General features: G+C 71.5%; 24 protein-coding genes. 13 read left to right on the top strand and 11 right to left on the bottom strand.

What is annotated here, in order from left to right; genetic code table 11:
• Window positions 1–65 precede the first annotated feature (65 nt).
• The 3 genes from ACSYGN_RS40175 to ACSYGN_RS40165 all read right to left on the bottom strand — a co-directional run bounded on the left by ACSYGN_RS40175 (window position 66) and on the right by ACSYGN_RS40165 (window position 2121).
• Window positions 66–671 carry an Rv1733c family protein gene (locus ACSYGN_RS40175; RefSeq protein WP_460405615.1) on the bottom strand — a complete coding sequence of 202 codons (606 nt, stop codon included), beginning with the start codon at window positions 669–671 and terminating at the stop codon, window positions 66–68.
• 130 nt (window positions 672–801) lie between these two features.
• Complete coding sequence (locus tag ACSYGN_RS40170) at window positions 802–1626, bottom strand: MOSC domain-containing protein (RefSeq protein WP_460405613.1); 825 nt, start codon at window positions 1624–1626, stop codon at window positions 802–804.
• Between the two features lie 39 nt (window positions 1627–1665).
• Window positions 1666–2121 (bottom strand): DUF6643 family protein, encoded by a 456-nt coding sequence (locus ACSYGN_RS40165; RefSeq protein ID WP_460405611.1) that lies wholly within the window; start codon window positions 2119–2121, stop codon window positions 1666–1668.
• 313 nt (window positions 2122–2434) lie between these two features.
• Here ACSYGN_RS40165 and ACSYGN_RS40160 point away from each other — a divergent pair, with 313 nt between their 5' ends.
• Window positions 2435–3745, top strand: a complete 1311-nt coding sequence (locus ACSYGN_RS40160) for a TerD family protein (RefSeq protein ID WP_460405609.1) — start codon at window positions 2435–2437, stop codon at window positions 3743–3745.
• A 41-nt stretch (window positions 3746–3786) separates the two neighbouring features.
• Here ACSYGN_RS40160 and ACSYGN_RS40155 read toward each other — a convergent pair whose 3' ends face one another.
• Window positions 3787–4953: a glycosyltransferase gene (locus ACSYGN_RS40155; protein ID WP_460405820.1), complete on the bottom strand. Its 1167-nt coding sequence runs from the start codon at window positions 4951–4953 to the stop codon at window positions 3787–3789.
• Window positions 4954–5020: 67 nt separating this feature from the next.
• Between ACSYGN_RS40155 and ACSYGN_RS40150 the strand changes: the two genes are divergently transcribed.
• Together ACSYGN_RS40150 and ACSYGN_RS40145 are read left to right on the top strand one after the other, a co-directional pair.
• A complete protein-coding gene (locus ACSYGN_RS40150) occupies window positions 5021–5806 on the top strand; it encodes a glutamate racemase (RefSeq protein ID WP_460405607.1) in 786 nt (261 codons plus the stop codon).
• Window positions 5807–6030: 224 nt separating this feature from the next.
• The gene (locus tag ACSYGN_RS40145) at window positions 6031–6549 is read left to right on the top strand and encodes a hypothetical protein (RefSeq protein WP_460405605.1); all 519 of its coding nucleotides are present in this window, start codon (window positions 6031–6033) and stop codon (window positions 6547–6549) included.
• Window positions 6550–6561: 12 nt separating this feature from the next.
• On the opposite strand, the gene ACSYGN_RS40140 is transcribed toward ACSYGN_RS40145, so the two are convergent.
• On the bottom strand, window positions 6562–7533 hold the full coding sequence (locus ACSYGN_RS40140) for an O-antigen ligase family protein (protein WP_460405818.1): 972 nt from the start codon (window positions 7531–7533) through the stop codon (window positions 6562–6564).
• 384 nt (window positions 7534–7917) lie between these two features.
• On the opposite strand from ACSYGN_RS40140, the gene lnt reads away from it, so the two are divergent.
• From lnt to pqqB, 4 genes are all read left to right on the top strand, one after another.
• Window positions 7918–9525 (top strand): apolipoprotein N-acyltransferase, encoded by a 1608-nt coding sequence (gene lnt, locus ACSYGN_RS40135; RefSeq protein WP_460405603.1) that lies wholly within the window; start codon window positions 7918–7920, stop codon window positions 9523–9525.
• Window positions 9526–9822: 297 nt separating this feature from the next.
• A complete protein-coding gene (locus tag ACSYGN_RS40130) occupies window positions 9823–10359 on the top strand; it encodes an NUDIX hydrolase (protein ID WP_460405601.1) in 537 nt (178 codons plus the stop codon).
• A gap of 801 nt (window positions 10360–11160) precedes the next feature.
• The gene (locus ACSYGN_RS40125; protein WP_460405599.1) at window positions 11161–11562 is read left to right on the top strand and encodes an SseB family protein; all 402 of its coding nucleotides are present in this window, start codon (window positions 11161–11163) and stop codon (window positions 11560–11562) included.
• A gap of 161 nt (window positions 11563–11723) precedes the next feature.
• The gene (gene pqqB / locus ACSYGN_RS40120; RefSeq protein ID WP_460405597.1) at window positions 11724–12647 is read left to right on the top strand and encodes a pyrroloquinoline quinone biosynthesis protein PqqB; all 924 of its coding nucleotides are present in this window, start codon (window positions 11724–11726) and stop codon (window positions 12645–12647) included.
• 69 nt (window positions 12648–12716) lie between these two features.
• Here pqqB and ACSYGN_RS40115 read toward each other — a convergent pair whose 3' ends face one another.
• From ACSYGN_RS40115 to ACSYGN_RS40090, 6 genes are all read right to left on the bottom strand, one after another.
• Window positions 12717–13124, bottom strand: a complete 408-nt coding sequence (locus tag ACSYGN_RS40115; protein WP_460405595.1) for a MarR family winged helix-turn-helix transcriptional regulator — start codon at window positions 13122–13124, stop codon at window positions 12717–12719.
• A gap of 86 nt (window positions 13125–13210) precedes the next feature.
• Window positions 13211–13561, bottom strand: a complete 351-nt coding sequence (locus tag ACSYGN_RS40110; RefSeq protein WP_460405593.1) for a VOC family protein — start codon at window positions 13559–13561, stop codon at window positions 13211–13213.
• 324 nt (window positions 13562–13885) lie between these two features.
• Window positions 13886–14911 carry a LacI family DNA-binding transcriptional regulator gene (locus ACSYGN_RS40105; protein WP_460405591.1) on the bottom strand — a complete coding sequence of 342 codons (1026 nt, stop codon included), beginning with the start codon at window positions 14909–14911 and terminating at the stop codon, window positions 13886–13888.
• A 2-nt stretch (window positions 14912–14913) separates the two neighbouring features.
• Window positions 14914–15819 carry a carbohydrate ABC transporter permease gene (locus ACSYGN_RS40100; RefSeq protein ID WP_460405589.1) on the bottom strand — a complete coding sequence of 302 codons (906 nt, stop codon included), beginning with the start codon at window positions 15817–15819 and terminating at the stop codon, window positions 14914–14916.
• Window positions 15816–16790 carry a carbohydrate ABC transporter permease gene (locus tag ACSYGN_RS40095; RefSeq protein WP_460405587.1) on the bottom strand — a complete coding sequence of 325 codons (975 nt, stop codon included), beginning with the start codon at window positions 16788–16790 and terminating at the stop codon, window positions 15816–15818. Before ACSYGN_RS40095 ends, ACSYGN_RS40100 begins: the two co-directional genes overlap by 4 nt.
• A complete protein-coding gene (locus tag ACSYGN_RS40090; RefSeq protein ID WP_460405585.1) occupies window positions 16787–18112 on the bottom strand; it encodes an ABC transporter substrate-binding protein in 1326 nt (441 codons plus the stop codon). The genes ACSYGN_RS40095 and ACSYGN_RS40090 overlap by 4 nt, the downstream gene beginning before the upstream one ends.
• A 249-nt stretch (window positions 18113–18361) precedes the next feature.
• Between ACSYGN_RS40090 and ACSYGN_RS40085 the strand changes: the two genes are divergently transcribed.
• The 6 genes from ACSYGN_RS40085 to crcB (ACSYGN_RS40060) all read left to right on the top strand — a co-directional run bounded on the left by ACSYGN_RS40085 (window position 18362) and on the right by crcB (ACSYGN_RS40060) (window position 24405).
• Window positions 18362–20383 (top strand): beta-galactosidase, encoded by a 2022-nt coding sequence (locus ACSYGN_RS40085; protein WP_460405583.1) that lies wholly within the window; start codon window positions 18362–18364, stop codon window positions 20381–20383.
• Window positions 20384–20683: 300 nt separating this feature from the next.
• Window positions 20684–22246 carry a glycosyl hydrolase 53 family protein gene (locus ACSYGN_RS40080; protein WP_460405581.1) on the top strand — a complete coding sequence of 521 codons (1563 nt, stop codon included), beginning with the start codon at window positions 20684–20686 and terminating at the stop codon, window positions 22244–22246.
• 413 nt (window positions 22247–22659) lie between these two features.
• Window positions 22660–23001, top strand: a complete 342-nt coding sequence (locus tag ACSYGN_RS40075; RefSeq protein ID WP_460405579.1) for an ArsR family transcriptional regulator — start codon at window positions 22660–22662, stop codon at window positions 22999–23001.
• A gap of 179 nt (window positions 23002–23180) precedes the next feature.
• Window positions 23181–23642 carry a fluoride efflux transporter CrcB gene (gene crcB, locus ACSYGN_RS40070; protein ID WP_460405577.1) on the top strand — a complete coding sequence of 154 codons (462 nt, stop codon included), beginning with the start codon at window positions 23181–23183 and terminating at the stop codon, window positions 23640–23642.
• On the top strand, window positions 23639–24034 hold the full coding sequence (locus ACSYGN_RS40065) for a DUF190 domain-containing protein (protein WP_460405575.1): 396 nt from the start codon (window positions 23639–23641) through the stop codon (window positions 24032–24034). Before crcB (ACSYGN_RS40070) ends, ACSYGN_RS40065 begins: the two co-directional genes overlap by 4 nt.
• Window positions 24031–24405 carry a fluoride efflux transporter CrcB gene (crcB, locus tag ACSYGN_RS40060; RefSeq protein WP_460405573.1) on the top strand — a complete coding sequence of 125 codons (375 nt, stop codon included), beginning with the start codon at window positions 24031–24033 and terminating at the stop codon, window positions 24403–24405. Before ACSYGN_RS40065 ends, crcB (ACSYGN_RS40060) begins: the two co-directional genes overlap by 4 nt.
• The last annotated feature ends 61 nt before the right edge of the window (window positions 24406–24466 follow it).

Genomic DNA, 24466 nt, shown 5'->3' with positions numbered 1-24466 from the left:
GGATGCCCCGGCCGGTCAACCGTAGCGTGCGCGCAGGCCGTGGGTTGACCAGAGCGGGAAGGCCGTCAGCAGCCGGTGCCGGTCCTGCCCCAGTCGGGACCGGCCTTGTCCCACGCCCGGTCCCAACGGGCGTATCTGCGCCGGACCATACGCCAGACGATCACCCGTCTGGATGCCTCCACCAGCACCGCCCACAGCATCGCCGTGCCGAACCCGGCCAGTGAGGCGTGTGCCGTCGCCGTCGCCGGGTCGAGCGGGCGGGGCACCGGGCGGCCGTGCCGGTCGGCCCAGAAGGTGAACCGGTCGCCCGGTGCCGGGGACTTGAGGGCCGTCGTCACCGTGCCGTGGTGCCTGGTGCCGTCCGGTGCGGTCCAGTCGGCCGGCACCCGGTGGGCCGTGCCCTGGGCGAAGCCGACGTCGGGTTCGGCCTCCACCGTCGCCTTGCCGAGTGTGCGCCGGACGGTCGCGGTCACCAGGTGCCGGGCCTCGCGCTGGTCGCGCACGGACGGCTGGAAGGAGTCCTGCGCCACGGCGCCGACCACCGCGCCGACGACGGGCGCGCCCACCAGGACCAGCAGCAGGGCGGTGAACGCCAGCCATGCCTCGACGAGATCGGTCGTCCTGCGCAGCGGATTGCGCCGCCAGCGCCAGAGTCCGAGGATGGCTCGCACCGTCCCCCACCCCCCTTCCCCCGTTCCGTGGCAACCCCACGATCGGACGACGGAGCCCTGTGTGCCCGCCCGCCCACGGATCCAACGCCCGGCACCCGGCCCCCGGTTCCCGCACCGTCCCGACCGGACGTCAGCCCAGGATGTCGACCGGGTCCCCGACCCGAATCGTGCCGCGGCCCTCCGGCACCAGGTTCTGGCCGAAGACGAGCCGGTTGCCGAAGCGGCGGTGGCGCGCCAGGGTGCGCAAGGGCTCCTTGCCGCGTCTGCCGGTGTCCTGGTCGGTGGTGGTCACGACGCACCGTCCGCAGGACTTCGGCGCCCGGAAGGCGACCTCGCCTATCGCGATGCGCGTCCAGTCGTCCTCCGCCCAGGCGTCGGTCCCGGAGACGACGACGCTGGGCCGGAAGCGGTTCATGGGCAGCGGGCCCTCGTCGGCGTGGTCGCCGCGGGCGATCAGGGAGTTGAGGGCGTCGAGGGACGCCTGCGTGGTGACCAGCAGCGGATAGCCGTCGGCGAAGCTCACCGTCTCGCCCGGCAGCGCGTGGTCCGGCTCGATCGGGCGGCGGGTGGCCGGGTCGTCCATATGGACCAGACGGACGTCCGCCCCCAGATAGCCGCCGCACCAGGCATGCGCCTCGGCGGCGGCCGGCACCACCTCCACTTTGGTGCCGAAGATGTCCGCCGTCACCGTGCCCACCGGGTCCGGCACCGGCACGGTCAGCGGTTCACGCCCCGGCGCGGACAGCCGGACGCCGCCGCCGGGCAGCAGCTCGGCGGCGGCCAGTGCGAGACGCGGCTTCTCCCGCTGTGTGACGACCCTTCCCCCGTCGTCGATGACCATCCAGCGCCGGTCCCCGGCCAGCCCCCAGGGCTCCACAGCGGCTTCCCGGAGCGCCAGGCCCCGGAACGCCTTCACCGGATGGACATGGATCGACTGCAGCCGCGATTTCTCCATGAGGCCATCGTGCCAGTCGGCACCGACAGCCGGGCGGGATCAGTATCCGCGGTACTGCTGGGGGCTGTTGTACGGGTCCTGGTAAGGAGCCGGAGCGGGCCGCGGGGCCGCGGGGCGCATCGCCTCGTAGCCCGTGCCGGCCGCCATCGGGCGCGGCGGCAGCGGCTGCTGCTGCTGCGGCCCGGGGTAGCCGCGCGGTGCCGACGCCTGCTGCGGGATGTACGCCGCGGGCGCCTGCTGCAGCGGGGACGGCTGCGGCATCTGCATCTGCGGGTACCCGTAGGACGGCGTCTGGTGGTGCGAGGGGCCCGCGGGGAGAGCGGGCAGTGCCGACGGGAGCGCGGGCAGATGGCTGCTCGACTCGTACGCGGCGGGCACCCGGATCGGGGCGATCTGCGGGGTACCGCGCTCGGCCACGAGCGAGTCGTAGATCGGGGTGTCCGGGAAGGAGGCGGAGTAGTAGCCGCCACCATAAGTGGAGCGGGGGGAGGTCATGACACATAAGGTAAGCCCACGATGTGCTGGTTGGGGAGACCGATAAGAGGGTTGTTTTCCGTGTCGGCGGTGACGTGGGATCCCTAATCCGAGCGAACTTCCCGAAAAGGGGCGCCGAGCGCGGTTCTGATCAGGTAAAGGCCGAGTTCCCGCTGGGTTACCGGGGGTTGGCGATCGATCATTTCTGGCGTTCCGGGAACCTTCCCCGAACGGCCCTGGGCGTTCGTTGTCCACCGGGAATAGGTTGAGTGAGCAGAAATGTCAATGGACCGCCCGGCACCGACCGGTGCGGCGACCTGTGATGGGGGCGGACATGTCAATGTCGAAAGGGTCGAACACACCCGTGCCGACGACGGCACTCCGTGTGGAATTGGGCTGGCGGTCCGGCCCGGGCGTCCCGGACGCCGATGCGTCCGCGCTCTTGCTCGCGGGCGGAAAAGTGCGCTCCGACGGCGACTTCGTCTTCTACAACCAGCCCCTGCACCCCTCCGGAGCGGTCCGCCACGACGGCAAACGGAATGCCGGCGGACAGGTGACCGACACGCTTTTGGTCGATCTCGCGCGCGTGGAGGGCGCGATCGAGACCGTCGTCCTGGCCGCCTCCTCCGACGGCGGATCCTTCGGCCAGGTGCCGGACCTCTACATCGAGGTGCGGGACGACGCGGGCGGCGCTGTGCTCGCGCGCTTCGACAGCACGGGCGCGAGCGTCGAGACCGCCTTCGTGCTCGGCGAGTTCTACCGCCGCCAGGGCAGCTGGAAGTTCCGCGCCGTCGGACAGGGCTACAGCAGCGGACTGGCGGGCCTCGCAACGGACTTCGGCATCACGGTGGACGAGCCGCAGCAGACGGCGCCCGCGCCCGCCGCGCCTCCCGCGCCCGCCGCGCCGCCGGTGCCGCTGCCGGTGACCGTCCCGCCGCCGGTCACCTTGCAGCCGCCGCCCGCCCCGCCCGCCCCGCCGGTGCCGCCCGCCGCGCCCCCGCAGCCCGTCCGGCTGTCCAAGGTGACCCTCACCAAGGCGGCCCCCTCCGTGTCGCTCACCAAACAGGGCGGCACATCCGGCTCCCTGCGCGTCAACCTCAACTGGGAGGTGCGCAAGCAGTTCTCCGGCTGGGGCAGCAAGCGCGGCCGGGCGACGGCCATGCACCGAGATCTCGACCTCGACCTGTGCGCCCTGTTCGAACTCGCCGACGGCCGCAAGGGCGTCGTCCAGGCGCTCGGCAACGCCTTCGGCTCGCTGCAGCACCCGCCGTACATCCACCTCGACGGCGACGACCGCACCGGTGCCGTGACGAGCGGCGAGAACCTCACCGTCAACCTCGACCACACGCAGGACTTCCGGCGCATCCTGGTCTTCGTCACCATCTACGAGGGCGCCCGCTCCTTCGCCGACCTGCACGCCACGGTCACCCTCCAGCCGCAGCACGGCGCGCCGATCGACTTCTCCCTCGACGAGTGCACGGTCCCGTCCACCGTGTGCGCGCTCGCCCTCATCACCAACACCGGCAGCGACCTCGTCGTCCAGCGCGAGGCCCGCTATCTGGTGCCCGACCGCGGGGTGAGCCCGCAGCGCACCGTCGACCGGGCCTACGGCTGGAACATGAACTGGACGCCGGGACGTAAGTAGCCCCGCCGTTCAGCCCTCCCGTCGTTCAGCCCTCCGGTCGTTCAGCCCTCGTCGCCGACGGTGTCCGGGCGCGCGTAGGTGCGGCCCTTCCAGGCCGCGCCGCGCCCCCGGTAGTGCTGCATCGCCGAGTCGATCGTCATCAGCAGATACAGCAGCGCCGTGAACGGCAGCAGCGGGGCGAGCCACATCGGCTGCCGGTAGTGGCGCAGCATCGGGACGTACGTCGCCGTCATCACGGCCCACGCCAGACCGCCGAGCACCGTGGTCGCCGGGCTCCCCGCGACCGCGCCGGCGACCACCGCCACGGGCGGCACGAGATACACCAGCGCCAGCCCGGCGACCGTACCGGCGAGCAGCAGCGGGTTGTGCCGCAGCTGCGCGTAGGCGCTGCGGGACACCATCCGCCACAGGTCGCCCAGCCGCGGATACGGCCGTACGCTCTCCACCCGCTCGGCCAGCCCCAGCCAGATGCGGCCCCCGCCGCCCTTCACCGCCCGGGCCAGCGCCACGTCGTCGATGACGGCCTGCCGGATCGCGTCCGGAATCTTCGCCCGCACGGCGGTCTCGGTGCGCAGCAGCACACAGCCGCCCGCCGCGGCGGCCGTCCGCGCCCGCCGCCTGCCGACCCGGCGGAACGGGTACAGCTGGGCGAAGAAGTACACGAACGCGGGTACCACGAGCCGTTCCCAGCCGCTCGCCACCCGCAGTCGCGCCATCTGGGACACCATGTCGTACCCGCCGGTGCGCGCCGCCGCGACGAGCAGCCGCAGACTGTCCGGGGCGTGGACGATGTCCGCGTCCGTCAGGAGCAGATATTCGGGTTCACGCGCGCGTGCCAGCGCGATGCCGTGCCGCACCGCCCAGAGCTTGCCCGTCCAGCCCGCGGGCGGCTCGCCGGGGCAGGCCACGGTCAGCGGCAGCCCGCCCGCGCGCCGCGCCAGCTCGCGCGCGAGGTCCCCGGTGCCGTCCGAACTGCCGTCGTCGACCAGGAAGACCTCCGCCCGCCCCGGATAGTCCTGCGCCAGCAGCGACGGCAGACTCGCGGGCAGTACGGCGGCCTCGTCGCGCGCGGGGACGACGACGCAGACATCCGGCCAGTCCTCCGGGTCCCGGTGCGGCGGCAGCCGCACGTCCGTGCGCCAGAAGAAGCCCTGGCACAGCAGCAGCCACAGCCATGCGGCGAGGGATACGGCGGCGGTCCACTCCATGGCGCTCACCCGCCGCAGTCTGCCGCACGCCGCCGGGCCGCGCGGGCCCATCGTCTATCGTGGCCGCGTGAAGATCGCGCTCATGGACTCCGGAATCGGCCTGCTGGCGGCGACCGCCGCGGTACGGCACCTGCGACCCGACGCGGATCTCGTGCTCTCCCTCGACCCCGACGGGATGCCCTGGGGGCCGCGTACGCCCGAGGACCTCACCGGGCGCGCCGTGGCCGTCGCCCGGGCCGCCGCGGCGTATCAGCCGGACGCGTTGATCGTGGGGTGCAACACGGCGACGGTGCATGCCCTGCCCACCCTGCGGTCTCTTCTCGAGCCCGGGCTGCCGGTCATCGGGACCGTTCCCGCGATCAAGCCGGCCGCGGCGGGGGGCGGGCCTGTGGCCATCTGGGCCACCCCTGCCACCACGGGCAGTCCCTATCAGCGTGGGCTCATCGATGCCTTTGCCGACGGTGTGCGGGTGAGCGAGGTGCCGTGCTGGGAGCTTGCCGAGGCGGTGGAGCATGCGGATGACGCCGCGATCGATGCGGCTGTTGCTGCGGCGGCGCTGCTGACGCCGGACGATGTGACGACCGTTGTGCTCGGGTGCACGCACTATGAGCTGGTTGCCGAGCGGATTCGTTCGGCGCTTCAGCGTCCCGGGCGGGGGGCGGTTGTGCTGCATGGGTCTGCGGGGGCGGTGGCTGCGCAGGCGTTGCGGCGGCTGGGGGTGGCTGCGGTGCCCGACGGGGCGGGGGCCGGTGGGGTGACGGTGCTGCTGAGTGGGCGGGAGGGGGAGCTTCCGGCTGCCGCCCTGGCGTACGCGGAGGGGCGGGCTCTGACGGCGGTCAGTCCGGTGCGGTGAGTTCTCGGCGGGAGCTTTTTTCGCCCCCGCGGCCCCTTCCCGTCCCGTCACGGGGCTCCGCCCCCGTACCCCCGCTCCTCAAACGCCGGAGGGGCTGATCTTCAGCCCGGCCGGCGTTTGATGACGAGGCCCGAGGGCCGACAAGGGCCCCAGGGGGCGGGTCCGGCTTGTTCACTGTGTGCTACTCGGTGCCCGCGGAGGGGAATCTGAGTAGGCTCGTAGGCATGAGCGAGCATCCCGACGTCTGGCGGGCCACCAACCGGTTCCAGTGGGTGTCCGCGCTGGCCGGGATGGCCTGTACCGCGCTCGGGATCGAGCTCGCCGTCGACTCCACGTGGGCGTCCGGGACCGCCGCGCTCGTCATGTCCGTCGTGGGCTGCATCGCCGCCGGGCTGCTGATCACGTTCGGCACGCTCGCCTTCGTGCATGTCGCGCTGAAGGTCGACAGGGAGTCCCTCGAGGTGCGCTGCGGCCACATCGGTGTGCCGCGCCGTCGTATCCCGCTCCACGACGTGATAGGCGCCGAGTTCGCCCCGCACGTCACCCCCCGCCACTGGGGCGGCTGGGGCTACCGCTGGCGGCCCGAGAAGGGCACGGCCGTCGTCGTACGGCGGGGCGAGGGCGTCGTGCTCCAGCTCTGGGACGGGCATACGTTCACCGTCACGGTGGACAACGCGGAGACGGCCGTACGGGTGATCCGCGACCGGCTGCGGCCACCGGCCGCACCCGGTGCGGTGCACTGATCTCCGTTCCGGTCACGGTGCGGTCGTGGGGTGGGTTCCGTCGGTGATCGGTCTCGCTGTCGCCAGACCTGCAAGCACGCCTACGCCCACCGACACCGTCGTGAAGCTCAATGCGTCGCCCACCGCCGCGATCGCGCCCACCGCCGTCAGCGCGGCGCCCGCGGTCAGCACGAACGGGGTGGGGCGCGGGCTGCGCCACAGGACGTGCAGCAGCCAGCAGAACGCCGCCGCCAGCAGCACCACCCCGACGACGCCCTGCTCGGCCGCCAGCTGCAGGGGTGCGGAGTGCGGTTTGCCGTCGGGCAGCAGCGACTGCCCGGCCGTCGGGCTCAGCTCGCCGAACCGCGCCGGGCCCACACCCAGCGCAGGGTGCCCGCCCGCCAGATGCAGCGCGTCGTGCCACAGCCGGATGCGGCGCTCGGACAGCCGGCCCTCGAGGATCGCCGTGAGTCCGTCGGGGAGGGCGGTGGCGGCGAGCGCCCAGGCTGCCGCCGCCACCGTGCCCGCCGTGAGCAGCAGGCCCGCGATGCCCAGGCCCCGGCGGCGGACCCGGCCGGCCGCGAGGGAGCACAGCAGCACACCGCAGCCCAGCAGCGCCCCCGTGACCGATCCCAGGGCGGCGGAGGTCAGCACCGTCCCGGCGGCCAGCAGCCGCAGAGCGAGCCGCAGCGCGGGCGCCCGCGTGGCCCAGGCGGCACAGCACGCGGCGCCGGTGGCCAGTGTCAGCAGGGCCGCGGTCGCCCCGGCGTGCCCGAGCGGGGTGGCGAACTGCGGTCCCGGTGCGAGATGCGGCATCCCCGCCGCGAGCCCCAACCCGGCGACCGCCGCCGTGGCGGGCGCCGCGACCGGGGACAGCGCCCCGAAGATGCGTCCCGAGGCGTAGCCCGCCCCGGCGGCCAGCAGCGCCAGCAGCACACCCTCCGGACGGCCGCCGTGCGCTGCCGCGGTGACCAGCGACCAGACGGCACCGGCGCCGAGCAGCATGATGCCCACCACGTCCGAAACGTTTCGCCCGTCCCGGACGTCCGTTCTGTCGCCGCCGCAGTCGGCATCGCCGCTGCCGCTGATACCGCCGCCGCTGTCGCCTCTGTCGCCGTCCCTTGCCGGACCGGCCGTGGCCGTCATGTGCGTGGTCCCCACCCCGTCGCTCCCCGAACCCCGGCCGCCCCCGACCCGTGATGTTGACGGACCCCGCCGCCCGGCCGGTCACAGCCGTTCGGCAGAGGCTCAGCACACCGTAACGGCTGATCACCGTTTTGTGGACGGCTTGCGCACGAACATCACACTTCGCTGCCCGCCCCGTGGCCCCTCGGGGACCGCCCCGACTGTCCTGCGGACCGCTGCGAAAGCACCCGTAGACTCCCTGGGGTGACCGTCACCGCAACCTCCGTGGACCAGCCGGACCGGCTGGAGCCGCAGACAGCGCCCGCGAGGCGCCGTTTCCGGCCCGCCTCCCTGAAGCCGGCCGCCGCCGCGGCATCCGCCGGAGTGCTTCTCTACGTCAGCTTCCCGCCGCGCGATCTGTGGTGGCTGGCCCTGCCCGCCTTCGCGGTGTTCGGCTGGGTGCTGCGCGGCCGGAGCCTGAAGGCGGCCCTCGGCCTCGGCTATCTCTTCGGCCTCGGCTTCCTGCTGCCGCTGCTGGTGTGGACCAGCGTGGAGGTCGGCGCGCTCCCCTGGCTGGCCCTGGTCGCCGTCGAGGCCGTCTTCGTCGCCCTGGTCGGCATGGGCGTCGCCGCGGTGTCGAAACTGCCCCTGTGGCCGCTGTGGGCGGCGGCCGTGTGGATCGCGGGCGAGGCGGTCCGCGCACGCGTGCCGTTCCGCGGCTTCCCCTGGGGCAAGATCGCCTTCGGTCAGGCCGACGGCGTGTTCCTGCCGCTGGCCGCGGTCGGCGGCACCCCGGTGCTCGGCTTCGCGGTCGCTCTGTGCGGCTTCGGTCTCTACGAGGCCGTCCGCGTCGCGGTGGAGGGCAGGCGGGCCCGTGCGGTACCGAAGGCCGCGGCGACGGCGGCGCTGCTCAGCGTGGCCGTACCGGTGGCGGGCGCCCTGGCGGCACGGCCTCTCGTGAGCGACGCCGCCGAGGACGGCACCGCGACCGTCGCCCTGATCCAGGGCAACGTGCCGCGCTCCGGGCTGGAGTTCAACGCCCAGCGGCGCGCCGTGCTGGACTACCACGCGCGTGAGACGAGGAAACTGGCCGCCGAGGTCAAGGCCGGCAAGACCGCCAAGCCGGACTTCGTGCTCTGGCCGGAGAACTCCTCCGACATCAGCCCCTTCGCCTACCCCGACGCCGCCGCCGTCATCTCCGGCGCGGCCAAGGCGATCGGCGCGCCCATATCGGTCGGCGCGGTCGTCGAGAAGGACGGCAAGCTCTACAACGAGCAGATCCTGTGGGACCCGCAGAAGGGACCCGTCCAGACCTACGACAAGCGGCAGGTACAGCCGTTCGGCGAGTACCTCCCGCTGCGCTCGCTGGTCGGCGCCATCAACAAGAACTGGACCGAGATGGCTCGCCAGGACTTCAGCCGGGGCATCAAGCCGGGCGTGTTCGACATCGGCGGCACCAAGGTCGGCCTCGCGACCTGCTACGAGGCCGCGTTCGACTGGGCGGTGCGCGACACTGTCACCCACGGCGCCGAGATGATCTCCGTGCCGAGCAACAACGCGACCTTCGACCGCAGCGAGATGACCTACCAGCAGCTCGCCATGTCCCGCATCCGCGCCGTCGAGCACAGCCGCACCGTCACCGTCCCGGTGACCAGCGGGGTCAGCGCGATCATCATGCCGGACGGGCGGATCACCCAGAAGACCGGCATGTTCGTCGCCGGTCACCTGGTCCAGAAGGTGCCTCTGCGCACCTCCCGGACACCGGCCACCCAGCTCGGCATCCTGCCGGAGATCGCCCTGGTACTGGTCGCCGCGGGCGGCCTGGGCTGGGCCATCGGCTCCGGGCTGCGCACCCGCCGGACGGTCGGCTGAAGCACCTGCCGGACGCCCGCCGGACGTGTGCCGGACGGCGGGCGGGCACCGGCGCCCGGTCAGGGCCTGTCCGGCGGATCAAGTCGGAGGAAATCGACGGCACCCGTCGACCCGGGTGAGCGGGGGCTGGTGCGTGCAGCTGCAAGGCGGAGGAGGGAGTCGACGCGATGGGGGTCCCCCCTGTTCGAGCGCAGCCGAGAACTCGGGGGAGTCGGCGAGTGACGACAACGCGGCAGATGCGCGTGCCGGCCCCCGCGTCTCCGGCATGATCCGCCGGACAGGCCCTAGGGTCGGAGCATGCCTACTCCCGACTTCATCCGTGAGATCAGGGCCTCGGCGGGCCACCAACTGCTGTGGATGCCCGGCGTCAGCGCCGTCGTTCTTGACGACGCCGGCCGGGTGCTGCTCGGCCAGCGCGCCGACAACCACAAGTGGACCGTGATCTCCGGCATCCCCGACCCCGGCGAGCAGCCCGCGGACTGCGCGGTACGGGAGGTGTACGAGGAGGCCGGTGTGCACTGCGTGCCGGAACGCGTCGTCCTGGTCAGATCAGGGCGGGAGGTGGCCTACCCCAACGGCGACCGCTGCCAGTTCATGGACATCACCTTCCGCTGCCGTGCCGTGGGCGGCGAGGCGCACGTCAACGACGACGAGTCCCTGGAGGTCGGCTGGTTCCGGCTGGACGCGCTGCCCGCCCTGGACGAGCGCCAGCAGTTCCGTATCAAGCAGGCACTCTCCGACGAACCGACCTGGTTCATCACTTCCGACACTTCCGACACCTCCGACGCCTCCGACACCTCCGACGCCTCCGACGCCTCTGACACCTGCGACTGAAGCGGGCCACGGCCACCAGTTCCCGTCTCCGCCCCGGCGTCTCTCACAAAAGGGCAGCTCAGTCCTGCTGCGGTCGGTCTCAAGTGGCCAAAGGTCCCATAGCGGGAACCGTTCGTCCCTCTCGCCGGGGGCGGTGTCGGCCGATCCTTGAACCAGCGCGAGCTCCGGCTTCGGCCATCGTGGTTCCCCCGTCCCACCGGATCGGCGCCCGCGCTGCCTCGACCCCCGGGGCGAACACAACGGCCGCGTCGTGTGACGGATGGAGGTGTGCTCCATGAATGCCGAACCGCCCCGGGGAGATGTGTCTCACACCTAGCCGCACGAACGGACACGACCCCGCTGGGGTCCCGCACACACCGTACGAGCCGGCTCCCCGGCCGGGCCACATCCACCCACGACACCCGAATCGGCCATCCGGTCGCCGACGGCCGGGCCACGGCGACCCCGTCATCTGCCACGACACGACACGACACACCGTCATCAGTCATATCGACCGGCACATCATGTGCCACGGATCTGTCAGCACCTGTCAGCACCTGTCAGCAACTGTCATCACGACACGACTCAGGCCGCATATTTCCCCGCCCCCGACTCCTACGGCATCCGGGACCCGTAGGTGTGGGGGCGGGGTCGTATCCGTGAGTGTCAACACTGTCGTCAGCATGCTCACGCGCCGCACCCGAGTCCGGGGCGGCCGGATGTGCATGGTCCGCGGACGGCCGGGTACGCGAACGTGGCCCCGCCCGGGACCGCCGTGGGTACCGGGTGAGCCCTACGACCGCTGCGATCAGGGGATCTGCCATGGACACACCCGCGAACAACTCCGCCCCCACTCCGGCCCAGCGGGCGCTGGACGTGCTGGCCGAGAACACCGAGGACACGGCGGCGCTGGACGCCCTCGCCGGCAGCGAGGTCCTCGTGCCCGTGCCGGACGACGTCGCCGAGGAGGACGCGCACAACCCGGCCGCGGTCGCGCTGCCCGTGCTGGAGCAGCCGGGCGGTGAGCAGGTGGTGCCGGTGTTCACCACCGAGGCCGAGATGGTCGAGCTGCTGCCGTTCGTCTCCCGCTACCGGCTGGTGCCGCTCGGCGCGCTCGCGTCCCAGTGGCCCGCCGGAGACCTGGCGCTCACCATCGACGGCAGCTCACAGCACGGCCTCACCCTCACCGCGGACGGCGTCCGCACCCTGCTCGCCCGGCCGTGACACGGCGCGTGTCCCGAGCCCACCGCTTCCCGCCGCCTCACCCCGCAGCCCGGCGGAGATCGGCCGGAACTGTGCCCTGCCACGGGTCGGTCCGGACGGCTCCAGAGGGGTAGACCCCTGCCGGGGGCGGGGACCTGGACCGGAAAGAGGCGGGGGCACACGTGAGGGTCGTCCTTCTGGGCACGGCCGCCGAGGGCGGATTCCCGCGCTGGAACTGCGTCTGCGCGCTGTGCGCCGCCGCCCGGGACGGCAAACTGCCCTCCCGGACCCAGGAGTCCGTCGCCCTCACCGGCAACGGCCGTGACTGGTGGCTGCTCAACGCCTCGCCCGACATCCGCTCCCAGCTCACCGCCACCTCGGCCCTGTGGCCGGTCCCCGGGCCCCGGACCCCGCTGCGCGGCGTGCTGCTCACCGACGCCGGGCCGGGCCACATCGGAGGGCTCGGCGAGCTGCGCGGCGGAGCGGGCCTGAAGATCTACGCCGCCCCACCGGTTCTCGCCACCCTCGCCCCGGCCCGCGCGCCGCTCGACCGCTACGCCCCCTGGGACTGGTACGACGCCTTCGCCGAGGGCGGCTTCGTGCTGGCCGGGGGACTGGTCGCCACCGCGCACCCGGTCGGCTCCGCCGCGCCCCGCTACGTACCGGCGCGCATCGCGGACGACCGCTGGCTGACGGCGTACCGCGTCGAGGACCTGGTCACCGGCGGGGTGCTCGTCTACGCGCCCTGTGTGGCCGTCTGGAACGAGGAACTCGACGACCTGTGCGCCGACGCCGACTGCATCCTGCTCGACGGCACCCGCTTCACGGCCGGCGAGACGGACGAGATGATGGGCGGGATGGGCGAGACGGGTGGGACGGGCGGTCCCGCACGCGGCCCCTCCGGACGGCGGCGGGAGCCGGGCCCGCTGCCCGTCACCGGACCTGACGGCACCCTCGCCGCACTCGCCCGCCATCCCGCACCCCGGCGGATCTACACCCACCTCGGCGGCGCGAACCCGCTGCTCGACCCCGCCTCCGCGGCCCGCGAACAGGTGGCCGCGGCCGGGGTCGAAGTCCTCCTGGACGGCGACGAGTTCATGATCTAAGGCGTGTCTGACACGTACCGCGCGTACCCGGGTGATCCGACAACGCGGGGGAAGCGGGGGTGGGGCCGGTCAGGACACCTCGGACGGCGCCAGCGTCCGCACCAGCGCCGCCCGTTGCACCGGGAGGACCTCGGCGTGCAGGGCGCGGCCCTTGCCGGTCAGGGCGACCCACACCCCGCGGCGGTCCTCGGCGCAGACGGAGCGCGCCACCAGACCGTCCTTCTCCAGCCGCCCTATCAGCCGGGACAGCGCGCTCTGGCTGAGGTGGATCCGTCCGGCCAGGTTCTGCACCCGGCACTGGTCGCCCTCGTGGGGCGACTGGGCGGCCAGGATGTCGAGGACCTCGAAGTCGCTGGCGCCCAGGCCGTGGGGATGAAGGGCCCGGTCGATCTCGCACATGGTGCGGGCATGCACGGACAGGATGTCCCGCCACCGTTCCTCTAGCCGGGTGCCGCTGCCGGCGGTGTCCACGTCCATACCCGCACGGTAACACCGCCCCGGTCGGCCGTTGAGTGTGCAACGAACAGCTGTGCGGGCAGCGGGACCCGGACCTGCGGCACGGTTCAGGCGGGCGGGTCCTGGAGGAGACCGATCAGATTGCCGTCGGGGTCCTTCACCGAGGCGATCAGCCTGCCGTTGCCGACGTCCCGGGCGTCCTCCAGCAGTTCGGCACCCGCGTCGAGCAGGGCCGCGAGCCGCTCCCGCAGATCGGTGACGTGCCAGAAAGGGACCGGTCCGGTCATGCCCCTGGCGTGCCCGTTCGGGTCGAGGCCGACGTCCTGCCCGGCGGCCTTGTAGCCGACGTAGTACGGCTCGTCCGCATAGGGCTCGACACCGAGCAGGGCACCGAACAGGGCCTTAGCCCGGGTGATGTCCTTGACGGGGTAGATGATCGTCTGGAGACCGGTGGTCATGGCGTGCTCCTCGCAGAGGCTTTGAGGCTGGGACCGGCAACACTCGCTGCCGGTCCTCTCACGCTAGGCCGGGACGACGCCGCACGGCTTCTCGAATCCTGACCGTCCTGACTGCCTTGCTGACCCCGGTCCCCACCACCACCGACGGCTCCGGCCGCGCCCTGAAGGGGCGCGGGGCTGTGCCGATCTGCGGCTCCGCCGCGATGGGGGTACCTCCCTGCTCGAACGAAGTTGAGAGCTTGGGGGAGCGACCAGCCACGACGGCGCCGCAGACGGCAGACGGCAGCCGCCAGCCGACACATCGCGGCACCCCCAGCAGAGCGCCTACGTAGACTCCCGCCGCACCAGCTCCGTCGGCAGGATGACCGCCGCAGGGTCCTCACCGCCGATCTGCGCGAGCAGCACCCGCACCATCTCCGTGCTGATCCGGTCCCACGGCTGGCGGATGGTCGTGAGGGTCGGGCTGGCCGAGACGGCCGCGGGGGAGTCGTCGAAGCCGCCGACGGCGACGTCCTGGGGCACCCGGCGCCCGGCCCGCCGGAGCGCGGTCAGCACACCCTGTGCCATCAGGTCGGACGCGACGAACACGGCATCGATGTCAGGCGCCCGCTGCAGCAGCAGCTCGGCACCCGCCTCACCGCTGGCCCGGCTGTAGTCCCCGGAGACGACCAGCTTCTCGTCGACCCCGATACCGGCCTCGGTGAGCACCTCCTTGTACCCGGCGAGCCGCTCCACACCGCCCGGGGTGTCCAGCGGACCGGTGACCACACCGATCCGGCTGCGCCCCCGCGCCACCAGATGGCGCACCATCTCGCGCGCGCCGTCCCGGTCGTCCGCGGCCACATAGCTGACCTTGGACCCCAGCCCGATCGGCTTGCCGCACGCCACCAGCGGCACCCCGGCCTCGCGCAGCTCCTGCGCCACCGGGTCGCCGGAGTGGCTGGAGACCAGCAGCACCCCGTCGACGTGCCCGGCGGTGATGTACCGCATGATGCGCCGCCGTTCGTCCTCGGTGCCGGCCAGCATCATCAGCAGCGGCACGTCGTGCGCGGCCAGCGCCTGGGTGCAGCCGCGCAGCAGGACATTGAAGTTGGGATCCTCGAAGAACCGCTCCTGCGGCTCGGTCAGCAGGAAGCCCACGGAGTCGGAGCGGCCGGTGATCAGCGAGCGGGCGTGCCGGTTGACGACGTAACCCGTCCTGCGGATGGCCGCGTTGACGGCCTCCTGGGCGGCCGGACTGACGTAGTGCCCACCGTTGAGAACGCGGGAGACGGTGCCCCGGGAGACACCCGCCTCACGCGCCACGTCATGGATCGTCGGCGGCTTCCGCCGGCCCCCCGGTTGGTTCATGCTCACGACTTTACGGCCCCGGACAGCAGGTCCAGGCTCCAGAACCGCTGGATGAACAGGAACAGGGCGACCAGCGGGAGCACCGCGAGGAACGCGCCGGTGATGACCAGCGTGTAGAGCGCGGGGGTGTTGGACCCCTGTTCCAGCAGGGTGTAGAGACCGAGCGTGAGCGGGAACTTCTCGTCGTCGCTGAGCATGATGAACGGCAGCAGGAAGTTGTTCCACACCGCCACGAACTGGAACAGGAACACCGTCACCAGCCCGGGGATCATCATGGGCAGCGCGATCCTGGAGAAGATCCGCCACTCTCCGGCGCCGTCCATCCGCCCGGCCTCCACCACGTCGGCGGGGACCGCGGCGCTCGCGTAGATCCGCGCGAGATAGACGCCGTAGGGGGAGAGGATCTGAGGCAGCAGCACCGACAGATAGGAGTCGGTCATGTTCGCCTTGGCCAGCAGCAGATACTGCGGGATCGCCAGGATCACCGGCGGCATCAGCACCCCGGTGAGCAGGACGTTGAACATCGTCTCGCGGCCCCGGAAGCGGTAGGTGGCGAGCGCGTAGCCGCTGAACGCCGACACGCACGTCGACAGCAGGGCGCCGAGGCCGGCGTAGAGGGCGGAGTTGCCCATCCACTTCCAGTAGACGCCGCCGCGGTAGCCGTTGAGATCCTTGATGTTGCCGACGAAGCCCGAGCCGGGCAGGAAGGTGAACGTGGAGAACAGTTCGCGGCCGGACTTGGTGGACGCGATCACGACCCACGCCACCGGCAGCAGACAGTAGATGGCACCGAGCAGCAGCGTGACGGTGGGCACGATGGCGATCCGGGCGCGCAGCGGCGGGCGGCTCGCGGTGCCGGGTGCGGTGTCCGCGGCGGACCCGGCGTTCGTGACGGCGAGGGAGCTCATCGCGCCTCCTGCTTGTTGCGGTGGTTGGCGGCCCGCAGGAAGCCGAAGGACAGCACCAGCGTGGCGATCGCGATCAGAGTGGCCTCCGCGGCGGCCGAGTAGATGTCCCCCTTGTGGAAGGCGTCCTGGTACACCTTCATCAGCGGACTCCAGGTCGTCTGGACGGAGTTGGTGAGCGGCCTCAGGGTGGTCGGCTCGTTGAAGACCTGGAGCGTGGCGATGATCGAGAAGAAGAAGGTCAGCACCAGTGAGGGCGCCACCATCGGGATCTTGATCCGCAGCGCGATCTGCAGCGGTGTGGCGCCGTCCAGCTTGGCCGCCTCGTACACCTCGGCCGGGATGGACTGGAGCGAGGTGTAGATGACGATCATGTTGAAGCCGGTGCCGCCCCACACCGCGATGTTGGACAGCGCGACATAGAGGGGCCCGCCGTCCAGCAGGTTGGGCTGGGGCATGTTCAGCTTCGCCAGCACGTAGTAGAACGGGCTGACGTCGGGCAGATAGAGGAAGCCCCACAGCAGCGCCGCCACCACACCGGGGATGGCGTACGGCAGGAAGATCGCCAGCCGGGAGAACGGCGCCAGCCGCACTCGCTCGGTGTCGAGCATCAGGGCGAACACCAGGGCGAGGCCCAGCATCACCGGGACGACGATGCAGCCGTAACCGAGAACGCGCAGCGCGCCGTTGTAGAACTCGTTGTCGCCGAGGGCGTCGGAGTAGTTCTCCAGGCCGGCCCAGATCTCGTGCCGGGCGCCCGAGCCCAGGCCGAGGCCGGAGACATGCACCTTGCGGAAGCTGAGATAGACCGCGTAGCCGATGGGCAGCGCGAAGAACAGGGCGAAGAGGATGGTGGCGGGAACGAGGAAGAAGTAGGGCGCGCGAAGCGCTCCTTTGAGGGTGGTGGTGGGAGACGGGTGGGCGTACGGGGCCCCCTTGACCCCGTACGGCTTCCGGCGGGTGGTGCGCGTCACTGGGAGACCCCGAAGCCCTGCTTCTTCATGTCGGCGACGGTGGCGTCCTGCATGCTGTGCAGGGCGGTGACGAAGTCCGACTTGTTCTTGGCGGCGGCGCCGAAGGCGTCGTTGAAGGTGGCGTAGGCGACGTTCACGTTCGGGCCCCACGCGGAGGGCGCGGTGGTCTTCGCTATCTGGGCGGCCTTGGTGTAGAAGTCCGCCTGGTTCGAGAAGTACGCCGGCGGGTTGGAGAAGGCGCCGGACAACTGCGCGGAGGTGGACGCCGGGTAGATGCCGCTCTGCTTGGCCATGGCGTTCAGTGCGTCGCCGTCGGTGTTCAGCCACGCGGCGAACTTGGCGGCGGCATCCTTGTGCGCGGAGTCCGTCGTGACGGCGGTGGAGGAGCCGCCCCAGCTGCCGGTGACGTCCTCGGTCTGCGACCACTGGGGGAGCGGGGCCATGGCCCACTTGCCCTTGGTGTCCGGCGCGGCCGTGGTGAGGGTGCCGGGCGCCCACACGGCGCTGACCCAGGCGATCTGCTTGCCGGTGTTCAGGGCCTTGTTCCAGGACGGGGTGTACATCGGCTGGTTGTCGATGACGCCCTCCTTGACCAGGCCGCCCCAGAACTTGGCGACCTTCTGGGTGGCCGCGTCGTCGATGGCGACCTTCCACTTGTCGCCGGAGGTGGTCCACCACTTGGCGCCGGCCTGCTGGGCGAGGCCCGCGAACAGCCCGGAGTCATTGGCGGAGAAGGTGGTGAGGTCGGTGCCGGGCGAGGCCTTCTTCAGCTTCCGCGCGGTCTCGGCGAACTGCTCCCAGGTGGTGGGGACCGTGAGGTTGTACTTCTTGAACAGGTCCGCGCGGTAGTAGAACATCATCGGCCCGATGTCCTGCGGCACCGCGTAGACCGCGTCCGTGCCCAGCGTGGTCTGCTGCCAGACGCCGTCGGCGAACTTGCTCTTCACACCGGCGACCTCCTTGGAGATGTCGGCCAGCGCGTCGTTGCTGACCAGCGTCGGCAGCGCCTGGTACTCGGCCTGGACCAGGTCGGGGGCCTTCTTCGCCTTGTGCGCGGTGAGGATCTTGGTGACCAGGGTGTCGCCGGACGCCTGCTTCTTCACCGTGACGGTGATCTGCTGCTTCTTGCCCGGCCCCTTGTTCCACAGGTCGACGACCTTGTCCATACCGGGCGCCCAGGACCAGTACGTCAGCGACACCGGGCCCGACTCGGACTTGCTGTCGTCGCTCGACCCGCAGCCGGCGAGGGCGGTGGCGCCGAGTGTAACGGCGAGCACGGATGCCGCGCTCCTGAACAGGCGCGGGCGCTGGGTGTTCGGCATGGATCTCTCCCCTGACCTCGGCCCTCCGCCTTGTGCGGAGGACCTGCCATACAGCTCCGGGCCCGGTCACGGGCCCGCGCAGAACGGCAGCCTCGACTGTCGTGAGGCGCCGTCTTGCGTCTGTGAGCGTTCACAGTAGAGAAACATCCCGGACACTTGTCAATGGTTGTTGCTGTGCGGTTATGTTGGAACGACACCGCCGCCGCTGTGTGTGAACGTTCCCATATGATCGATCAACGGGAGAGATCCATGCCGAAGACCAGCCCCAAGGGCCTCACCAGGCTCGCCTTCGGTGGCGACTACAACCCCGAGCAGTGGCCGGAAAAAGTCTGGCAGGAGGACGTCCGGCTGATGCATGAGGCCGGCGTCACCATGGTGAGCGCCGGGATCTTCTCCTGGGCGCTGCTGGAGCCCGCTCCCGGGGAGTACGACTTCGGCTGGCTCGACCGGGTCCTCGGACTGCTGCACGAGAACGGCATCCGCGTCGACCTCGCCACCCCCACCGTGGCACCGCCCGCCTGGTTCTACCGGACGCACCCCGAGGCGCTGCCGGTGACCGCCGAGGGGGTGCGCCAGGAGTTCGGCTCGCGCGGCGCCATCTGCCACAGCAACGCCGACTACCGCGCCGCCGCCGCGGCCATCACCACCCGGCTCGCCGAACGCTACGGCGACCACCCGGCGCTGGCGATGTGGCACGTGCACAACGAGTACGGCGTCCCCGTCTCGGCCTGCTACTGCGACTCCTGCGCCGCCCACTTCCGCCGCTGGCTGGCCAGGACCTACGGCACCGTCGAGGCGGTCAACGAGGCCTGGGGCACCGCGTTCTGGGGCCAGCACTACACCGGCCTGGACCAGATCAACCCGCCGCGCGCCACCCCGACCGTCGGCAACCCCGGGCAGGCGCTGGACTACCGGCGGTTCGCCGATGCCACCATCCGGGAGAACTTCACCGCCGAGCGGGACATCCTGCACCGCCTCTCCCCGGGGGTGCCGGTCACCACGAACTTCATGACCGCCCTCAGCCAGTGCGACTCCATCGACTACTGGGCCTGGGGCCGCGAGGTCGACATCGTCACCAACGACCACTATCTGATCACCGACGGCCGCCGCACCCACGTCAACCTCGCGATGGCCGCCGACCTCACCCGCTCCGTCGCGGGCGGCGCCCCCTGGCTGCTCCTGGAGCACTCCACCTCGGGCGTCAACTGGCAGGCCCGCAACCCCGCCAAGGCACCCGGACAGATGGCCCGCAACTCGCTGGCCCATGTGGCGCGCGGCTCCGAGGGCGCCATGTTCTTCCAGTGGCGCCAGTCCCGGCACGGCGCCGAGAAGTTCCACTCGGCGATGCTGCCGCACGGCGGCACCGACACCCGTGTGTGGCGCGAGGTCGTCGAGCTGGGCGCCGCCCTCGACTCGCTGAGCACGGTCCGCGGCACCCGTACCGGCGCCGACGCGGCCGTCCTGTGGGACTGGCAGTCCTGGTGGGCGCAGAACCTCTCGTGGCACCCCAGCGAGGACCACGACCCGCGCGAGCGCGCCGACGCCTTCTACGAGGTGCTCTACGACCGCCACCTCACCGTCGACTTCGCCCACCCGGAAGCCGACCTGTCGAGGTATCCCCTTGTCGTCGTACCGGCCCTGTACCTGATGACGGAGGCCGCCGGGAACAACCTCACCGAGTACGTCGAGGGCGGCGGCACGCTCGTGGTGTCGTACTTCTCCGGCATCGTCGACGAGCACGACGCCGTCCACGAAGGCGCCTACCCCGGCCCGCTGCGCGACGTGCTCGGCCTCACCGTGGAGGAGTTCTCACCGCTGCTCCAGGGCGAGCGGGTGCGGCTCACCGGCCCCGGCGGGGCCGAGCTGAGCGGCGACGTGTGGACGGAGTTCGTGGTGCCGCGCGGCGCCGAGACCGTGTGGACGTACCGCGACGGGCTCGCCGCGGGCCGCCCCGCGGTCACCCGCCACACGCGCGGCAAGGGCACCGCCTGGTACGTGTCGACCCGTCTCGACGCGCCCGCCCTGGACACCGTGCTCGGCGCCGCCGCCGAGGACGCCGGGATCGCGCCGCGCACCGATCTGCCGTACGACGTCGAGGTCGTCCGGCGCTCCGGAGAGCGGGGCGAGTACCTGTTCGCGATCAACCACAGCGCCGCCGACGCCAAGGTGCCGCTGGATGCGCCCGGCACCGAGCTGCTGACGGGCGAACGTGCCGCGGGCCGCCTCGCGGTCCCCGCGGGAGCCGTACGGGTCGTACGACTCGACGGCTGAGCCGACTCCCCTCCGCCCGCGATCCGGCCGGTCAGTGCCGCGACAGGCAACGTTCGCCCCGTCGCGACGCCCGGCACGCCCTCTCGCCGCACCGGCCGAAAGCCCAAGTACGTCCGGTCCATCGACGGGGGTCTTCCGGCCGGCACACCGAGAGCACGCACCGGACGCCGCTCCTTGACGGGCAAACATTGCCCGCCGCGGCACCAGCGCGGGCCGAGGGGCCCGCCCCCGGGGCACCGCACGACCGCGGCACCGCCCCGGGGGCACCCATCCCCATTCACGTCGAAGGGACGACGGACGATGACGTTCCACCCCAGACGCACCATCAGAGCCCTGCTGGTTCCGCTCCTGGCCGGACTCGCCCTCACCGCGCTACCGGCCCAGACCGCCCAGGCCGCGAGCACCCTCACCAACGGTGGCTTCGAGTCCGACGGCGCGGGCACGGGCCTGCCGAGCGGCTGGTCCGAGTACGGCGACACGGGCGCCTCGTACACCGAGGCCGGCGGGCACTCCGGGAGCTACCGGCTGAGCCACTACTCGTCCGCCGCCTACAAGGTGGAGACCTACCAGTACCTGTCGGGGCTCACCAACGGCTCCTACCACCTGACCGCCTGGGTCCGCTCCGGCGGCGGCCAGAACTCCGCCTACCTCGCGCTGAAGAACTGCGGCGGCACCGAGCAGCGCACCAATCTGCCGACTTCGTCCAGCGGCTGGATCCGGATCGTCGTGCCAGTCTCCGTGACGAACAACCAGTGCACCATCAGCGTCTACAGCGACGCCAACGCGGGCAACTGGATCAACGTCGACGACCTGACCTTCACCTCCGGTTCGACCAGCACGTCGATCCACGGCGCCGACATCTCCTCCCTCGCCAAGAGCGAGGCCAAGGGCGGCGTCTACAAGACGGCATCCGGCAGCACCGGCGACGCCGTCGCCATCCTCAAGTCGTACGGCATGAACTACGCCCGGCTGAAGGTGTGGGTGAACCCCGCCGACGGCTACAACGAGAAGGCGCATGTGCTGGCCGTGGCCAAGCGCATCAAGGCGCAGGGCATGAAGCTGCTGGTCGACTTCCACTACTCGGACACCTGGGCCGACCCCGGCAGCCAGACCAAGCCGGCCGCCTGGTCCGGTCACTCGTACAGCCAGCTCAAGACGGACGTGTACAACCACACGTACGACGTGCTGAACGCGCTCAAGGCCCAGGGCACCACCGCCGACATGGTCCAGATCGGCAACGAGATCAACGGCGGCATGCTGTGGTCCGAGGGCTCCACCTCCAACTGGTCGCAGCTCGCCGGACTGCTCAACTCCGGCTATTCCGCGGCCAAGGCGGTGAGCTCGTCGACCGTCGTCGCGCTGCACCTCGCCAAGGGCGGTGACCTGACGGGCACCGAGTGGTGGTTCGACAACGCGGTGACGTACGGCATCAAGTTCGACGCGATCGGCCTGTCGTACTACGGCTACTGGCACGGCGCGCTGTCCGACTTCCAGACCACCCTCGACGCCGCGGCGTCCCGCTACAGCAAGCCGGTGTTCGTCGCCGAGACGGCCTACCCCTTCCGTCTGGACAGCGACGACTCGCTGGTCAACCAGATCGACACCACCGGTGAGCTGGTCTCCGGCTACCCGGCGACGGTGGCCGGGCAGACCAAGTGGATGAACGACGTGGCGAGCATCGTGGAGGCCGTCCCCAACGGCCGCGGCCTCGGCGTCTTCTACTGGGAGGCCACCTGGACCGCCGTCACCGGCAACGGCTGGGACCCGACCGACGCCACCTCCGGCAACGGCTGGGAGAACCAGGCGCTGTTCGGCTTCGACGACAAGGCACTCACGTCGATGTCCTGGTTCAGCCACCGCTGACCGCCGCCCGGTCACGCCTTGGTGGGTGAGTGACCCGGTGCGGCTCAGGGGCCCGGTCGTGCGCATGCGGCCGGGCCCCGTCCGTTGCGGCCGACGGGACCAGCCGTCACTGACGGGGGAACTGGCCGTGACGGACGGCGGGCCCGGTCAGGTGTACGTCCGGGCTTCCAGGAGTACTCCCGGAGGTCCCCAGGTGTACGCCTGGGGCCCCCGCAGTACCCATCAGGACCCTGTCCTACACCTCGGGACCCCGGCGGTCCCCGGCCACAAGGCCGTTCGGCCCCGGTCAAGGGCCACGGAGGCCCGGGCGCCGAGGCCCCCCGGCACGAGAGAGTGAAGGCACGCGGCGCGGACCACCCTACGGGCCCGCCCGGCGCGCGGTACGTGAGCGGCTCCAATGGAGGGGAACGCGAATGCTGAGGATCCCGATCAGCGAGACCCGAGTGGTCATCCTGGACTGGCTGAAGGACCCTGCCACCCACTTCCCGCATCCTCAGCAACACGGCGATCCGGCGACGGACGGCGTCACCTCCGAGGCCGTCGCCCAGAAGCTGGGAGTGTCCCGCGGGACCGCCGAGACCCACCTCACCGTGCTCACCGCCTTCGGACTGCTCAGCAGCAAGGACATCGGCAACCACACCTTCTACCGGCGCGACGAGAGCCGTATCTCCGAGGTGTCGGGCATGTTCGAGAAGGGCTGGGCGGGGGTGCCGGTGCCCCGGATGGCCCCGGCCCGGATGACGGCCCGCCGCTGACCCGGTCGCGACGTCCGGTTCCGGCGGCACGCGCCGGAGGCTCCTTCGCGGTGTGCCGGACCGGTCCGCGGGCGTCCCCCGCGAAGTGACCCGGGCCCGCGCGCGGCGGTACCCTGTTGCCCGGCCAAGATCACCCCGTGAGGCATGGCGGGTGGGGCCGAGGCAGGAGACGTACGACCATGACAGCCCCGGAGACCGAGAGCCTCCGTGTGCGGCCCCGACCCCCGCGGCGACCGGCCTGGCGCGCCCAGGCACCCGTGGTCGCGGTGGTCGCGCTCGGCGGCGCGATAGGCGCCACGGCCCGCTACGCGGCCGGTCTGTGGCTGCCGGCCGGCGCGGGCGGGTTCCCGTGGACCACGCTGTGGATCAACGTCCTGGGCTGCGCCGTCATCGGCGTGTTCATGGTGATCATCACCGATGTGTGGGCCGCCCACCGGCTGGTACGGCCGTTCTTCGGCACCGGGGTGCTCGGCGGCTTCACCACCTTCTCGACGTATGCGGTCGACATCCAGAAACTGGTCGATTCCGGCCATGCCCGCACCGGGCTCGCGTATCTGGCCGCGACTCTGTTCGCGGCGCTGGCGGCGGTGTGGCTGGCCGTGGCGGCGACCCGCCGCGTTCTGACCTGGAGGCAGCGATGACGAGGCTGACCGGCAGTGCCCTGCGCGTGACGATCTTCATCGGCGAGAACGACACCTGGCACCACAAGCCCCTCTACTCGGAGATCGTGCACCGGGCCCACCGCGCGGGCCTCGCCGGGGCCAGCGTCTTCCGCGGTATCGAGGGCTTCGGCGCCTCGTCCCTGATCCACACCTCGCGGCTGCTGTCGCTCAGCGAGGACCTGCCGGTGGCGATCATCATCGTCGACACGGAGGAGCGGGTGCGGGCCTTCCTGCCCGGACTCGACGAGCTGGTCGGCGAGGGTCTGGTCATCCTCGACGACTGCGAGGTCATCCGCTACGTCGGCCGCGGCGGCGGCGCACCGGAGGGCAGTCCCGGCGAAACGGACGCGAAGGGTAAGAGCTCGTTGTGAACTGGCTGTTGGTCGTGGCGGGGGCCGCGATAGGCGCCCCGCTGCGGTATCTCACCGACCGCACGGTGCAGTCCCGGCACGATTCGGTCTTCCCCTGGGGCACCTTCGTGGTGAACGTCACCGGCAGTCTGATCCTCGGCCTGCTGACCGGCGCCGTGTCGGCCGGGGCGGCCGGTTCGCACCTCCAGCTGTTCGTGGGAACGGGCCTGTGCGGCGCCCTGACGACATACTCCACGTTCTCGTACGAGACACTGCGCCTGACCGAGACCGGGGCGGGGTTCTACGCCGCGGCCAATGTCGTCGGGAGCGTCTTCGCGGGTCTCGGCGCCGCGTTCGCCGGAGCGGCGATCGCCCAGGCGCTCTGGGCGTAGGCACCCGAGAGCTCTTCCTGGTAAGAAGTGTCCTCAGACTGTCTACAACACTGTCGACCAA

This window comes from Streptomyces sp. YIM S03343 (assembly GCF_054729195.1).
The sequence above is the reverse complement of the archived record's forward strand: the minus strand, read 5'-3'. Positions and strand labels throughout refer to the sequence as shown.